The following is a 14,184-nucleotide window of genomic DNA, read 5'->3' on the forward strand; positions in this document are numbered from 1 at the left end:
TTCGTGGCCCGCCCGGGTCTGGACTGAGCGGAGCTGTGCCGCGCAGCGGCGAGCGCAGGGAGGGAAGAACCGGGTAACAGGGCCACGAACCCGCCGAAGCGAAGCGTAGGCAATTAAACACAGCCCGAGTTCAAGGCTCGAGCGAGCTCGGCCACCTAGTCTGGAGGTCATGACTAGTCCGAGCGATCCGTGGTCGCGGCGGCCCGAACCTGAGCCGGTGGATGGTCCGACCGAGAAGGTCGGGTCCGGCGCCGGGCAGGCGGGGCAGCCTTCGGAAGTCTCGCCGACCGAATACTTCGCGCAGCAGCAGGGGCCGGAGGCCACCCGGGTGCTGCCGCCGCACGACCCGCAGTGGGGTGGCTACGAGAGCGGCGGCGAGTATCCGCCGACCGCCGCCTATCCGCCGGTGTCCGGCTACGGGCCGACGCCGGGCAACCCCGGAGGCATGAGTTACGGGCCGACTGCCCAGTACGCCGCGCCCGGGTATCCGGGCGGACCCGGTGGGCCCGGCGGCGGGTATCAACCGGCAGGGTTCCCGCAGCAGCCGGGGCCACCGCCACCACCCTCGCGGACCAACCTCTGGATCGGCCTCGGCATCGCCGCGTTCGCGCTGGTCGCACTGGTCGGCGTGGTGGTGGGAGTGCTACTGGCGCACAAGGATTCGTCCGACAGTGCCGCCTCGGCGACCACCACGCGAACGACCGGATTCGCGATCCCGGGCTTCCCCGGCAACACCTCCGCGCAGTCGCCGCCGAGCGGTGTCCCGACCATCCCCGGCCTCGGCGATATCGACCAGCTCGGCGCGAATATGGGCACCATCGCGAGCAATGACGGCACCACCCTGACCATGACCTCCCTGTCCGGCACTACGGTGACCGTGCACACCGATGAACGGACGCAGGTGATTTCGCTGAGCAGTACCAAGGTGGCGGATCTACCCGTGGGCGAGATGGTGATGGTGCAGGGCGACAAGAACGCCGACGGATCCGTTCAGGCCAAGATCATCATCAGCACATCGCTGCCGGGTGGACCTCGGTGACATATAAGGGTGCAGGCGTACCGGGCACACACCCGCCCGGCTGGATAGGGTAGGCGGCGATGACGGCTATATGGTTCGGGTTGGCGGCGATCGCGCTGGTGGGTGCGATCGTGCTGCTCTATTTCGATCGGCTGCAACGGCAGCGCACGGGACATGTGCGACAGGTCTGGGCGAAATCCCAGGGCTACACCTATGTCTCGGTGGAACCGGCGCTGGCCTCCACCTGGCGGCGCGGCGCGCTCGCCAAGCTCGGCTACCTGTCCGCGGTGGATGTGGTGTCCGGCAACCGCAAGGGCGAGAAGTTCGTGCTCTTCGATCTGGAGGACGCCGCCACCCTGGTCGCGGTGCGCCGGCAGATCGGCTCGGACATCGATATCGACCTGCGCCTGAAGACGGCCGCACCGCCCAAGGACCACGATCTGGAACTCCTTGGCGCCATTGGTGATCGGGTCGTGTTCGCCACGAATCCGGATATCGCCAGGCATGCCGTGGACCAGCGCATGGTGGCGTTCATCGAATCGCTGCCCGATACCGTGCAGCAGCTGTGGAGTGAGGGCAACTGGACCCTCGGCATGCTGCACGTGGCCTCCGTGTCCAAGGACTGGGAGATGGCCATCGACGCGGTGCTGCGGCTGTCCGGGCTGCTGCACGTGCTGCCGCCGGTCATCAGCTCCGAGCGCGGTCGCGACGAACTTCCGGAACCCGGTCGCTCGCACCCGGTTCCGGAGGACGAGGACTACGACGGTTATGACGAGGACGGCGATTACGACCGCCCCGCCGCCCGCCCGGCGCGTGCCGGAGAACCGGACGACGAGGACGAGTACAGCCCGCTGCTGAACGATATCGCCGGCGAGGAATCCGAGTCCGAGTCCGAGAACTGGCGCCCCGCACTGAAAGTCGTGCCGGATCCGCGTAATCGCCCGCGCCGCAACTGGCCACCCGCACCCGAGGCCGAGGGCGAGTGGTCCGACGAGGACGCCGAGGGCCGGCCCCGCCGCCCCCTGGTCGGCGACGACGACTGGCACGACGCCGAATCCGGCGACTGGCACGAGGACGACTCCGAAGACCTTCCGGACGAAGAGCCCGAAGAGGGCTGGCGCAAGGATCAGGGCCGCAGCGCCCCGCCCGGCGGCCCCTTCCATCCCGGCTTCCGGCCGTTCCAGGGACCCGCTCCCCGGTGAGTCGCCACGCCCCGGTCTACAAGACCGGGGCGTTTTCGTGCGTGTATTCGCCGCGCGGAGAGCCGCGAGGGACCACAATGGGTCCGCAGTCCCGGTCATCGCCGACCGTGCCCATATCGTGCGAGTGACGGGTTGTCGATGACCGAGAGCTCTCCTGATGATCATGTAGATGACGCCGCGATGAGCGCCGCGCGTTTGCCCGGTGCGCATCGCCCCGTGGCCTTGGTCACCGGGCCGACGTCCGGTATCGGTCAGGCGTACGCGCTGCGGCTCGCGGCCCTCGGCTACGACCTGGTGCTGGTGGCGCGGGACCGAGCGCGGCTCGCGACACTCGCCCACGAGGTCGAGGTGCGATTCGGGGCGCGCGCACAGGTGCTGCCCGCCGATCTGGCGCTCGCGGCGGATCGGGATCGGGTGGCCGCCCGGCTGGGCGAGGGCGTCCAATTCCTGGTCAACAATGCGGGATTCGATCTGTCCGGTGAGTTCTGGACGCTGGCGCCGGACGCCCTGCAGGCGCAATTGGATGTGAACGTCACCGCGGTCGTGCAATTGACCAGGGCGGCGGTGCCGTCCATGGTGCACGCCGCCGACGGCACGGTGGTGAATCTGGCCAGCATGGCCGGTCTGATACCCGGTAGGGGTTCGACCTATTCGGCCTCCAAGGCGTACGTCGTATCCTTCTCGCAAGGGCTGGCAGGCGGGCTGGCCGGGACCGGAGTCCGGGTGCAGGCATTGTGCCCGGGGTTCGTCCACACCGAATTCCACGAACGGGCCGGAATCGATATGGGCTCGCTGCCGCGACCCCTGTGGCTGACCGTGGACGAGGTGGTGGCGGGCTCACTGGCCGATCTGGAGAAGAACCGGGTGATCAGCGTGCCCGGCGCGCAGTACAAAGCGATCGCCGCGGTCGCCGGACTGATCCCACGGTCCCTGGTGACCCGCCTGAATCGTGGCCTTTTCAACGCACGCGGAAGGACATAGACACAGCAATGCAGGTAACGACGACCGACCGGGACAGACTGGCCGAACTGGTGCGCGCACTCGCTGTCGTGCACGGCAAGGTCACCCTGTCCTCGGGCAAGGAAGCCGACTACTACGTGGACCTGCGGCGCGCCACCCTGCACCACGAGGCGGCGCCGCTCATCGGCAAACTGCTGCGTGAGCTCGTGGCGGACTGGGACTTCGAGGCTGTCGGCGGGCTCACGATGGGTGCGGATCCGGTAGCGGCCGCGGTGCTGCACGCACCGGGCCGGCCCGTCAATGCGTTCGTGGTCCGCAAGGCCGCCAAGACGCACGGCATGCAGCGGCAGATCGAGGGGCCCGACATCGTGGGCAAGCGCGTACTGGTGGTGGAGGACACCACGACGACCGGTAACTCGCCGGTCACCGCGGTGCGCGCACTGCGTGACGCCGGTGCCATTGTGGTCGGTGTGGCGACTGTGGTGGACCGGGAAACCGGGGCCGATGGCGTGATCGCGGCTGAAGGACTGGAGTATCGGTCCATTCTCGGGCTGAAGGATCTGGCTCTGGGCTGATTCGGTGCCCTGGGTTAGCCTGAGTGCTGGTTTTCTGTCCGACAATGTTGTCGAACTGCTGTTGTGAAGGGTCGTGTGAGTCACCTGTGGTGAGCATTGCAATCAACAAGGGTCATCAGAATGTTGCGATGCTCGGCATCGGTGCCTATCGCCCCGAGCGCATCGTCAGCAATGCTGAGGTGTGCGAGCGGCTCGACTCCACTCCCGAGTGGATCTTCGACCGCACCGGCATTCACAACCGGCGCTGGATCAGTGGCGACGAGACGATTCGATCGATGTCGGTGGCGGCGGGCGAGCGCGCGCTGAAGAACACCGGCATCGATCGGTCCAAGATCGGCGCCCTGGTGCTGTGCACCTCCAGCTGGCTCAAACTCACCCCGCACGGCGCGCCGAGTGTCGCCTCCGACCTGGGCATGAACGGTATTCCGGCCTTCGACCTGGTCTCCGGCTGCGGTGGCTTCTGCTACGGCCTCGGGGTGGCGACGGACATGATCCGTTCGGGCTCGGCCGAATACATTCTGGTCATCGGCGCCGAGACCATGACCGTCGGACTCGACCCGACCGATCGCGGCACCGCCATGATCTTCGGCGACGGTGCGGGCGCGGTCGTGATCGGCCCGAGCGAGGAGAACGGCATCTCCCCGACGGTGTGGGGCAGCGACGGCGAGAACGCCGAGGCCATCTCCCAGGACGTGGACTTCCTCGCGTACATGAACAAGGCGCAGGCCATGCAGGGCACCGATCCCGAGGTCGAGCCCATCGGGCGCATGTCGCTGCATATGGAGGGCCCCAAGGTTTTCCGCTGGGCCGCGGTCACGCTGCCGCGCGCGCTCTCCAGCGCCATCGAGCTGTCGGGTGTGGCCAAGGAGGACATCGAGGTGTTCGTTCCGCATCAGGCCAATGCCCGCATCAACGAGCTCATGCGCAAGAACCTCGGGCTGCCCGACGATCTGCCCATGGCCAATGACATCGAGAACACCGGCAATACCTCGGCGGCGTCGGTCCCCCTCGCCATCGAGGAGATGCTGGTGACCGGTAAGGCCAAGGGCGGTCAGCTCGCGCTGCTGCTCGGTTTCGGCGCGGGCCTGTCCTATGCCGGCCAGGTCGCCGTGCTGCCCCCCGCCCCGGCCGAAGCCAGCTTCTGAGCCGAGATCCGCTGATGCCCAGGCCATTCCGAGCCGCGTTTGCCGGCGCCGCAGCCGTGACGGTGTTCGGCGCCGTCACCGGCCGCGACAAACTCCAGTGGGCCGCAAAGCCTTTGCTGATGCCGCTGCTGGCGGCGGATGTCGCCACCAATGACGACGGCCTCGACCCGGCGGACCGCACCGTGCTGCTCGGCGCCCTCGCCGCGGCGACGGTCGGCGACATCCTGCTCATCGCACCGGACGACGATCGCCGATTGATCGCGGGCGCTTCCTCTTTCGCGCTCATGCAGTCGGCCTACTCCTGGCTGTGGTGGCGTCGCGGCGCCCGCCCCCGCCCCCAAATCGCCGCACCTCGCCTCGCCGCCTGGCTGGGCGCTGCCGCCCTCATGCGCGCTAAGGCTCCCACAGTCGCTCTGCCGCTCACCGCATACGGAGCCACCCTCGGCACCGCCGCCACCCTGGCAGGCGACCCCGGCCTCGCCCCCGGCGCGAAAAACATTGCAGGCCTGAACATCCCAGGCCGCGACCCCCGCACCCGCCTCGGCCTCGGCGCTCTCCTCTTCACCATCTCCGACGGCCTCATAGTGCTGCGCAAGATCTTCGCCCGCACCCCTCGCTCCCGCCACGTCACCGAGGGTGTCATCCTCGGAACCTACGCCGCTGCCCAATATCTCCTGGCCGATCCCCGCGCCCACCGCTGAGAGCCCGTCATCCCGGGTGCGGGAGGCTGCCCCGTCATCCCGGGTGCGCGGAGGCTGCCCCGTCATCCCGGCATGCTTTTGGCCGGGATCCACAGCGGCCCAATTCGTTTGCGGTGGATTCCGGCCAAAAGCGCGCCGGGATGACGATGGGTGCGCCGACGCGCACGCCGGGATGCGGGTTTTCGCTCAGCGGTGGCGGAGGTGGGTGAGGAGGGGCTCGCCTTCGGTTGTCCACCACTCGGTGTGGCCGAGGAAGTAGTGGTGGTAGGCGATTTCGGCGTTGGGGGGGTTGCCGGTGGGGATGACGCTGAGGAAGTAGTCGATTTCGGAGAGTTCGTATTCGGCGTGGACCAGGGGGAGCAGTGCTGGGAGGGCGCGGGATTCGGCGCTGGTGAGGGGGCGGAGGGATTCGTAGCCGTGGAGTAGGGCGTCGACCTGGTCGACCTGGATGCGTGCGGGGCCGCCATTGCGCAGGGAGATCCAGTCGACGGCGCAGCGCTCGAGGGCGATGGCGACGTCGTGGATGGCGGTGGTGCGGTCGCAGAGGCCGAAATCTATGACGGTGGAGGGGGTTTCGTACTGCCAGAGCAGGTTGGTGCCGTGCCAGTCATTGTGGGTCCACCTGGGGGATAGGCCGTCCAGTAGCGGGTGGAGGCGGGCGTGGAACGGTAGGTGGAGGCGCTCCACATCGGTGCGCCAGTCGCGTGCGTCCAGGAATGCGGTGAGCGCGGGGCGGGCGGCGGCCAGTTTTTCGATGGCCGCGATCGGATCGGGGGAGGAGAAGACCGTGAAGCTCCCCAGCAGGGGGCGGGGCGGCCGCGCCGGAGCGTCGTATCCGAGTGCGGCCAGGTGCACTCGGGCCAGCATGCGCCCGGCGGATTCGGCCTGCGCCAGGGATTGATAGGGCGACCAGGTGAACGTTCCCCGGTACAGATCGTCGCCGATCCCCAGTTCCTGTACCTCGTAGACGAATTCGCCCATTTCGCGGGTGAGCAGCACTCGCGGGATCGGAATTCCGTTCTCCCGCAGGTGATTCATGAAGCCGTGCTCCTCGGCGAGCGCTGCCGCATCACGCAGGCTGCGCGGCAGCCGCTTGACGATGACCACGAGGCCGCTGGCGGCGCGGACCTGCGCGGTGGCGGAAAGTGGTCGGGGACTGCGCCATTCGATGACGGCGTCCGCATCGAGCAGGGTCATGATCTCGGGCTGGGTCAGCGGCGGCCAGTCGGGTGCGACCAGCGGATCCGACCCCATCCCGAAGACACGCTCACCCGCTGCGGAATCAGACCCTGCCATCGGCCGGTGCCCTCCGCCGCTGTGCCACAACAAGAACGGCGGTCACCGCAGCGGCCACCAGCCAGGAGAACAGGGAGGCCGAGGACCACCAGCCGGGATGGAAACCGATGCCGTCCTGCACCTTGGTCCAGAAGCTCACCCACCAGTCGATGGAGCCCGGATTGCAGAGCTGATAGACCACGAATCCGCAGATCCAGGGCAGCAGCATGAGCGGGCGGGTGGGAGCGTCCTGAGCGAGATTCCAGCCGTGCCGTCCGCTGCCGAAGAAGTAGTCGACGATCAGCACCGCGCTCAGAGGCACGAAGACCGACCCGATCAGGTAGAGGAAATTGGCGTAGCTGCTGAAGTCGTGCACCGGCAGCGCCAGCAGCGTGACGACCACGCCGACACCGAGGGTCAGCAGGCGGCGGTCCACCCGTGGCAGCAGGTTCTGGATGGACATGGCGGTCGAGTACACGTTCGCGAAGGACTGATCGGCCTCCCGCAGCACCAGCACCGCGAAGAAGGCCCAGCCCGCCGTGACGCCGAGGAAGGTGTCGAAGATGCGGGTGGCATCGCCGCCCGCCTGCAGAATGGCGAGAATGCCGAGCAGATAGCACCAGAACTGCGCCACCGAGTAGCCGAGCACGGTGGCTCCGGCAGCGGTACGCGCCGAGCGCGAGTGCCGGGTGTAGTCGGCGGCCAGCGGCACGAACGACACCGATACCGCGAGCGTGGTGTCCACAGCCGGGAAGAATCCGCTCCAGCTGGTGCCCGTGACCGCCGGAATCGGTTGCCGCAGTAGCTGAATCGTGAAGTAGATGAGCGCGATGCCCACCGCCACAGCCACGTACTTGCGCAGGATGTGCATAACTCGCAACGGCCAGATGGCCATGACGGTGGAGAGCACGCCCCCTGCCACGATCACCAGTGCGTGCGGAACATGATCGTGGGTGAGCGCCGAAACACCCAGCGCGATGACGGTGAGTTCGTACACGCCCCAGCCGATGCACTGCACGATATTGGCGGCCGTCGGCAGGTAGGAGAGCTTGGTGCCGAAGAGTCCGCGCAGCACCGCCATGGCGGGCGCGCCGGTTCGGGTGCCGACCGCTCCGGTGCCGGCGACCATGGCGATACCGGCCACGGTGCCCACCAGGGTGGCCAGCAACGCGCCCGCGATCGGCAGCGGCGGATGGCCGGTGGGGAACAGGACGTAGGCCGCACCGCTGAACCCGATGAGGCTGACGCCGAGATTCAGCCAGAAGGCCGCCTGGTCACTGAAGCTCAGCGTGCGCGGCGGCTCGGTATCGAGCAGCAGCGGCGCTTCCTGGCGGTCGGGCGGTGTAGCGGTGGTCATGACCAGTGATGCTACGGGGCGGGTCGGGCAAAACGGGCAGCTAGCCGCCCTCGCGGGCGGGACACCGCCCGCCATCCAGCCGTGGCCCGCCCGCTGTCCCGCCTGGCCCGCTCGTCATCCCGGCGTGCTTTCGGCCGGGATCCACACCGTCCTCAGCGCCACCGCTCGGTCGCTCTCACAGGCACAGCATGATGCGGTCGCGGTTGCGCGGATCGACGCGGATCGAAAGTATGCCGCCCACTGCGATTCTCGGCTGCACCACCGGTTCGACGTCGAAGACGATGCTGCCGTGATAGGTCTCCGACCCCGGCACCACCAATTCCAGATCGAGTGCGGTGAGCTCGGTGCAGTGATCGGTGCGACTGAGCGGGTGCACACCCTCGATGGTCGCCCAGCCCTCCAGGCCGTAGCGCTTGAGCCGCCGATCCTGGCGAGAGGGCTGCTGCGCCAGCAGCATTCCGAGGCCGAGGAAGGTGCCGAACAGGCCGACGAGCACAACTATCTGCAGCGGTACGGTGCCGGGTGGAGTCAGTGGCTCGAGCCAGGCCAGCCAGATGCAGAGTGAGACGACATATGCGGCCGTCACGCCGAGCACAGTGCGAAAAATACGCGCGTGGTCCATCGAGACCCTCCAACCACGGCTTCCGGGACTCCAGGATAGTCCCGAATTTCCGTCCGCGTAGCGGATCGGGCGAGGTCAGGCCGTTGTGCGCAGTGCGGTAAGCGCATCCAGGTCGAGGGGGAGGGTGATGCCGTCCAGTTCGAGGGTCACCTGTCCCGAGTACTCACCGGTCGGTTCGTAGCGGCTGTCGCGCAGCCGGTGCGTGGACAGTCGCACCGACCCTTCGGTATCGAGCAGCCAGTAGTGCTCGATACCGCATTGCGCGTACTCCGCGAATTTCATGACCCGATCGGTGCGGCGCGAGCCCGGCGAGACGATCTCGATGGCCGCCAATACATCCGGGGGCAGTACCCGGGTGGCATGCGCCGCGCCCGCCTCACCGCCCACCACCAGCACGTCCGGCACTCGGACGGTTGCCGGATGTGCCTGCTCGATGACCAATTCGATGCGGGCCAGTGCCGCGACCCGCCTGGGTAGCGCGGGTTCCAACTGGGCCGCCAGCCGCCACACCGCCAGCTGATGGCGGGGCGGTTGCGGCGCCAGTACCAGCACTCCGTCCACCAGTTCGCGGCAGCGCCCGCGCTGCTCCTCGGGGAACGCCGACCATTCGGCCAGTGTCAACAGGTGATCAGGCCAGGACTCAACAGCTTTCATTGTTTCCGCCAGCGCTACCGCAGGACTCGACCGACGCATTCCGCCAGTCTTTCACGCTCGGCAACCCCGCAGCGACGTTTCAACCCTTCAATCGCAGAACCGCCAGCACCCGCCGGTGATGCAGATCCGACGGCGGCAACTCCAGCTTGGTGAAGATATTGCCGATGTGCTTCTCCACCGCTCGTTCGGTCACCGTGAGCGCCTGCGCCAGCGCGGAATTGGACAGGCCCTGCGCCATCAGTTCCAGCACCTCCCGCTCGCGCGGCGTGAGCCTGGCCAGCGAATCCTGTTGCCGGGCCGCACCCATCAGCTGGCTCACCACCTCCGGATCGAGTGCGGTGCCGCCGGTCGCGACCCGTTGCAGGGCATCCACGAAATCACCGATATCGGCCACCCGATCCTTGAGCAGATAGCCCACCCCGCCCGCTCCGGAGGCGAGAAGTTCGGTGGCATAGCGGGTTTCGATCCACTGCGAGAAGACCAGCACCCCGATTTCGGGATGACTGCGGCGCAGCGCGAGGGCCGCCAGCAAACCCTCGTCGGTGAAGCTCGGCGGCATGCGCACATCCACCACCGCCACATCGGGACGGTACTCACCCACGGCCGCCGCCAGCCCGTCCGCATCACCCACCGCCGCGACCACCGCATGACCACGCTCGGTGAGCAGCGCGGTCAGCCCATCGCGCAGAATCCCGTTGTCCTCGGCGATCACCACCCGCAACGGCACAGGCCCGGCGCCCGCGGTGCCGTTCATGCGGCGCTCGGGTGCTCGGCGCGATCACGGTCGGCGGCCGGAGCGCATGGCCCGGCTATCGCTTCGTCGCGGCGGTCCGCTCGTGTGGCGCGTGCGGACGCCTTCACTGTGGGCCGGCCAAGGGTAGGACCAGTGTCACGACGGTGGGACCGCCGCTGGGGCTGTCCACAGTCAGGGTGCCGTCGACCGAGCGGGCGCGGGCGGCCAGGCCCGAAAGCCCGCCCGCGACAGCGGCTTCGCCGTGGCCGATCGCCGGTTGCAGCGCACCACCCTGGCCGTTGTCGCGCACGCTCACCATCAGGGCGTCCGCGCCGGTGGGCAGGACCGCCACCCAGATGCGGTTCGCACCAGCGTGTTTCACCACATTGGTGAGCAGTTCGGCCACCGAGAAGTAGGCGATGGCCTCGATGGCGGGGCTGGGGCGCACCGGCAGCAGCACCCGCAGCTCCACCGGTATCGCGCACCGGGCGGCCAGGGTTTCCAGGGCGGCCTCCAGTCCCAGATCCAGTGCGGGCGGGTGGATGCCGCGCACCAGTTCGCGCAGTTCGGTCAGCGCCTCCTTGGAACCGGTGCGGGCCTGGGCGATGAGTTCACCGGCGTCGCCGCCGGTGGCCAGCCGCTCCTCGGCGCGGCCGAGCATCATGGCAATACTGACCAGTCGCGCCTGGGTGCCGTCGTGCAGATCGCGTTCCAGCCGGCGCAGGGTGGCGGCGGAATCGTCGACCGCGGCACGCCGGCTCTCCTGCAGTTCGACCAGCCGGCGGTCGCGGGCGGTGGGTGTGAGCAGCCACTGCCCCAGCAACCGGTGCAGCAGGCAGACGCCGCGGATCAGCCACGGCAGCAGGAAGCAGCCCAGCACGCCCAGCGCCGAGAAGGCGAGCACTCGCGGCCAGGTGTCCACGAAGTACTGGTTGAACTGCATGAGCGAATGGTGTTCCACCCCATCGGCATCCACATTCGTGGGATTGAACAGCGCCCACGGGATGGGGGAGAGCGCCAGGAATCCCGTCATGGCGACGACCATCAGCGTCAGATAGCCGACCCCGATGCCGAGCACACCCTCGAAGGCCAGGAAAAGCACTGCGCGCCAGGAGGTTCGATCGGTGAACGCACCGCGCAGCCAGCCCCAGATGCCGGGCCGGAAGGTGAACGGGGGCGGCTCCGGCAGCGGCGTACCCAGCAGCAGCGTGGACAGCACCCGGTAGATCCGGCCCCAGATCCGGCCGCCGAGGATGACGCAGGCCATCAGCGGGATGCCGATCAGGACGATGAACGCGTACAGGCTGCCCGCGAATCCGAAGGCAAGGTAGACCGCGCCGATGCAGCCGAGCCCGAAGGTGATGATCAGATAGGCGAATTCCTTCCAGGTGCGCGCCCGGAACGGGGTCAGCAGGAAGGTGCGCAGCATGGCGGCCGGATCGGGGCGCGGCGGCGGCGCGGGTTCCGGATCGGGCATATCGAGCACGATAGTGGGGAATCCTGCCGTTTCGCTCATACCTCATCGTGGCTGGCAGACGGTACCGGGCACGAGCGAGCAGACCCGTCGATACGGGGTGTGGCCAGCACGACCATCGCGCGATTTGTCGCGCTCCGGCATGAATCGTCGTTCCGGGATATGGCGAAATACCATGGTGCTGTGAGCTATCCGCCTTACGGCTACCAGGGTTATCCCGGTTACCCCATCCGGCCGCCGGACCATCCGCAGGCGACGACGGTCATGGTGCTCGGGATCATCAGCCTGGTCGGCGGGTTCCTGTGCCTGGTCCCCATGCTGCTCGGCCCGGTCGCGTGGGTGATGGGCGCCAAGGCCCGCCGGGAGGTGCAGCTTTCGGGCGGCATGCTGGGCGGGAGCGGCAATCTGCTGGCCGGAATGATCTGCGGGATCGTCGCGACCGTGATCCTCGGCCTGGCGATCCTGGTCTACGGCGGGATCATTCTGTTCGCGATCATCAACAGCCACTGACCGGCTGGGCAGGTGCGCCCTGACCTGTCATTACGATGACGCAGGTGAGTTCCAGCCCGACTGCCGACGAATCGCTCGCCCCCGGTCCTACCGAATGGGGTGAGCATCCGCACGGGGTCGGGCCGTGGCGCGAGGAGTACGGCACCGAACCGCCGGACGATCCGCGCCTGGACCCGGAATTGCTCGCACACGGCGATCGCCGCAATGTGGTGGACGCCTACCGCTATTGGGCCCGCGAGGCCATCATCGCCGATATCGACAGCCGCCGGCATCCCTTCCACGTGGCCATCGAGAACTTCGGTCACGATGCGAATATCGGCACGGTCGTGCGCACCGCCAATGCCTTCGGCGCGGCCGCCGTGCACATTGTCGGCCGCAAGCGCTGGAACCGCCGCGGCGCCATGGTCACCGACCGCTACCAGCACATCCACCATCACGCCGATACCGCCGAACTGCTGAAGTTCGCCGCGGCCGAGGGCCTGACCGTGGTCGCGGTCGACAATGTTCCCGGTTCGGTCCCGCTGGAAACCGCTCGGCTGCCTCGCGATTGCCTGCTGCTCTTCGGCCAGGAGGGCCCGGGCGTCACCGATGCCGCGCGTGACGCCGCCGTCCTGACCGTGTCGATCGCCCAGTTCGGCTCCACCCGGAGCATCAATGCGGGTGTGGCCGCGGGCATCGCCATGCATGCCTGGATCAGAGAACATGCGGATCTGTCACACGCCTGGTAACAAATCAGCCACGAAACCGGGCGTGCGGCTGGCACTATTTGTCCTATGACTTCGCGGACCGGGCGCAATATCGAGCCGACCGCTGCGCTCTGGTCGGAGCGTGCCGATCTGGCCGAGTCGGCGATCGTTTCGCGGCATCTGAGAACGCTGTGGGCGGTGCCGGGAACAGCGCTCGGGGTGGTGGGGTGGCCCGCGACCAAACGCGAACGCGGCTTCGCGAACTGGCACTACTGGTGGCAGGCGCATCTGGTGGACTGCGCGGTGGATGCGGCGAATCGGGCGCCGACACCGGTGCGGCAGCGCCGGATCTGGTCGATCGCCCGCGGTATGCGGATGCGCAATCTCTCCGGCTGGACCAATAACTACTACGACGATATGGCCTGGCTGACAATCTCTTTGGAGCGTGCCGAGCGCACCCAGCAGGTCACCGAGGTCCGGGGTGCGCTGATCGCGCTGGACAAGGAGCTGTACAACGGTTTCGAGCCGGAGTTCGGCGCGGTGCCGTGGCGCAAGAACTCCGATTTCTTCAATGCCCCCGCGAACGGTCCGGTCGGTATTGCGATGGCCCGGCTCGGCCGCTACGCCCGCGCCCAGGAGATCTCCGACTGGCTCGACAACACCCTGCGCGACAAGGAAACCGGTCTCATCTTCGACGGCGTCCATCTGCCGTCGGGTGAGGTCGAACGTCCCGTCTACAGCTACTGCCAGGGTGTGGTGCTGGGCCTGGAAACCGAACTCGCCGTGCACACCGGGGAGCCCCGGCACGTCGAGCGGGCCGTGCGCCTGCTCGCCGCGATCGAGGAGCATATGGTCGGTGGCGGTGTGGTCATCGGCGGCGGTGGCGGAGACGGCGGCCTGTTCAACGGCATTCTCGTGCGCTACCTGGCGCTCATGGCGCTGATGCTGCCCGGTGCGGACAGCGCGCAGGTCAACGCGCGCCGCACCGCGGCCGCCATCGTGCGCGATTCCGCGACGGCCGCCTGGGAGAACCGCCTGGAGGTGGAGGGCGATCCGCTCTTCGGCCCGGACTGGCGATTACCCGCCCGACTACCCGCGGTATCGGGTGCGGGGCGCTTCGAAGGGGGATCGGTCTCCGCCTCGCGCACCCCCGAACGCGATCTGTCCGTTCAGCTTTCGGGCTGGAAGCTCATGGAGGCGGCGCACACCGTCTCGGCCGCCGGACTCTGACTCGAACCCCGTCATCCCGGCATGCTTTCGGCCGGGATCAAC

At 68.0% G+C, this 14,184-nt stretch carries 15 protein-coding genes; 9 read left to right on the plus strand and 6 right to left on the minus strand.

Features of this window, described 5'->3' with window-relative positions; all coding sequences use genetic code 11:
* Nucleotides 1–169: 169 nt before the first annotated feature.
* The 6 genes from ABZX86_RS37050 to ABZX86_RS37075 all read left to right on the plus strand — a co-directional run bounded on the left by ABZX86_RS37050 (nt 170) and on the right by ABZX86_RS37075 (nt 5,601).
* Nucleotides 170–1,039 carry a DUF5666 domain-containing protein gene (locus ABZX86_RS37050; RefSeq protein ID WP_355130625.1) on the plus strand — a complete coding sequence of 290 codons (870 nt, stop codon included), beginning with the start codon at nt 170–172 and terminating at the stop codon, nt 1,037–1,039.
* 59 nt (nt 1,040–1,098) lie between these two features.
* Entirely contained in the window at nt 1,099–2,220 is a 1,122-nt protein-coding gene (locus ABZX86_RS37055; RefSeq protein WP_355130627.1) for a hypothetical protein, read from the plus strand.
* A gap of 180 nt (nt 2,221–2,400) precedes the next feature.
* Nucleotides 2,401–3,201: an SDR family NAD(P)-dependent oxidoreductase gene (locus ABZX86_RS37060; RefSeq protein WP_355130629.1), complete on the plus strand. Its 801-nt coding sequence runs from the start codon at nt 2,401–2,403 to the stop codon at nt 3,199–3,201.
* 8 nt (nt 3,202–3,209) lie between these two features.
* On the plus strand, nt 3,210–3,755 hold the full coding sequence (gene pyrE, locus ABZX86_RS37065; protein WP_297623653.1) for an orotate phosphoribosyltransferase: 546 nt from the start codon (nt 3,210–3,212) through the stop codon (nt 3,753–3,755).
* 86 nt (nt 3,756–3,841) lie between these two features.
* The gene (locus tag ABZX86_RS37070; RefSeq protein WP_355130631.1) at nt 3,842–4,900 is read left to right on the plus strand and encodes a beta-ketoacyl-ACP synthase III; all 1,059 of its coding nucleotides are present in this window, start codon (nt 3,842–3,844) and stop codon (nt 4,898–4,900) included.
* 14 nt (nt 4,901–4,914) lie between these two features.
* Nucleotides 4,915–5,601, plus strand: coding sequence for a lysoplasmalogenase (locus ABZX86_RS37075; RefSeq protein WP_355130633.1), 687 nt, complete (start codon nt 4,915–4,917; stop codon nt 5,599–5,601).
* A gap of 186 nt (nt 5,602–5,787) precedes the next feature.
* Here the strand turns inward: ABZX86_RS37075 and ABZX86_RS37080 are convergent, their stop codons facing one another.
* The 6 genes from ABZX86_RS37080 to ABZX86_RS37105 form a co-directional block, all read right to left on the minus strand.
* Nucleotides 5,788–6,897, minus strand: a complete 1,110-nt coding sequence (locus ABZX86_RS37080; protein ID WP_355130635.1) for a phosphotransferase — start codon at nt 6,895–6,897, stop codon at nt 5,788–5,790.
* Complete coding sequence (locus tag ABZX86_RS37085; RefSeq protein ID WP_355130637.1) at nt 6,884–8,233, minus strand: cytosine permease; 1,350 nt, start codon at nt 8,231–8,233, stop codon at nt 6,884–6,886. The genes ABZX86_RS37080 and ABZX86_RS37085 overlap by 14 nt, the downstream gene beginning before the upstream one ends.
* Nucleotides 8,234–8,408: 175 nt before the next feature.
* The gene (locus ABZX86_RS37090) at nt 8,409–8,855 is read right to left on the minus strand and encodes a hypothetical protein (protein ID WP_355130639.1); all 447 of its coding nucleotides are present in this window, start codon (nt 8,853–8,855) and stop codon (nt 8,409–8,411) included.
* A gap of 75 nt (nt 8,856–8,930) precedes the next feature.
* Nucleotides 8,931–9,509: a Uma2 family endonuclease gene (locus tag ABZX86_RS37095; RefSeq protein ID WP_355130641.1), complete on the minus strand. Its 579-nt coding sequence runs from the start codon at nt 9,507–9,509 to the stop codon at nt 8,931–8,933.
* Nucleotides 9,510–9,588: 79 nt separating this feature from the next.
* A complete protein-coding gene (locus ABZX86_RS37100) occupies nt 9,589–10,230 on the minus strand; it encodes a response regulator transcription factor (protein WP_355130762.1) in 642 nt (213 codons plus the stop codon).
* Between the two features lie 136 nt (nt 10,231–10,366).
* Nucleotides 10,367–11,758, minus strand: a complete 1,392-nt coding sequence (locus ABZX86_RS37105) for a sensor domain-containing protein (protein ID WP_355130643.1) — start codon at nt 11,756–11,758, stop codon at nt 10,367–10,369.
* 141 nt (nt 11,759–11,899) lie between these two features.
* Here ABZX86_RS37105 and ABZX86_RS37110 point away from each other — a divergent pair, with 141 nt between their 5' ends.
* From ABZX86_RS37110 to ABZX86_RS37120, 3 genes are read left to right on the plus strand one after another with little or no spacing between them, the layout of a single operon-like run.
* Entirely contained in the window at nt 11,900–12,226 is a 327-nt protein-coding gene (locus ABZX86_RS37110) for a DUF4190 domain-containing protein (RefSeq protein WP_355130645.1), read from the plus strand.
* A 44-nt stretch (nt 12,227–12,270) separates the two neighbouring features.
* Nucleotides 12,271–12,954, plus strand: a complete 684-nt coding sequence (locus tag ABZX86_RS37115) for an RNA methyltransferase (protein ID WP_355130647.1) — start codon at nt 12,271–12,273, stop codon at nt 12,952–12,954.
* Between the two features lie 45 nt (nt 12,955–12,999).
* On the plus strand, nt 13,000–14,142 hold the full coding sequence (locus ABZX86_RS37120; RefSeq protein ID WP_355130649.1) for a glycoside hydrolase family 76 protein: 1,143 nt from the start codon (nt 13,000–13,002) through the stop codon (nt 14,140–14,142).
* Nucleotides 14,143–14,184: the final 42 nt, after the last annotated feature.

The organism is Nocardia sp. NPDC006630 (assembly GCF_040611495.1).
Classification (GTDB): Bacteria; Actinomycetota; Actinomycetes; order Mycobacteriales; family Mycobacteriaceae; genus Nocardia.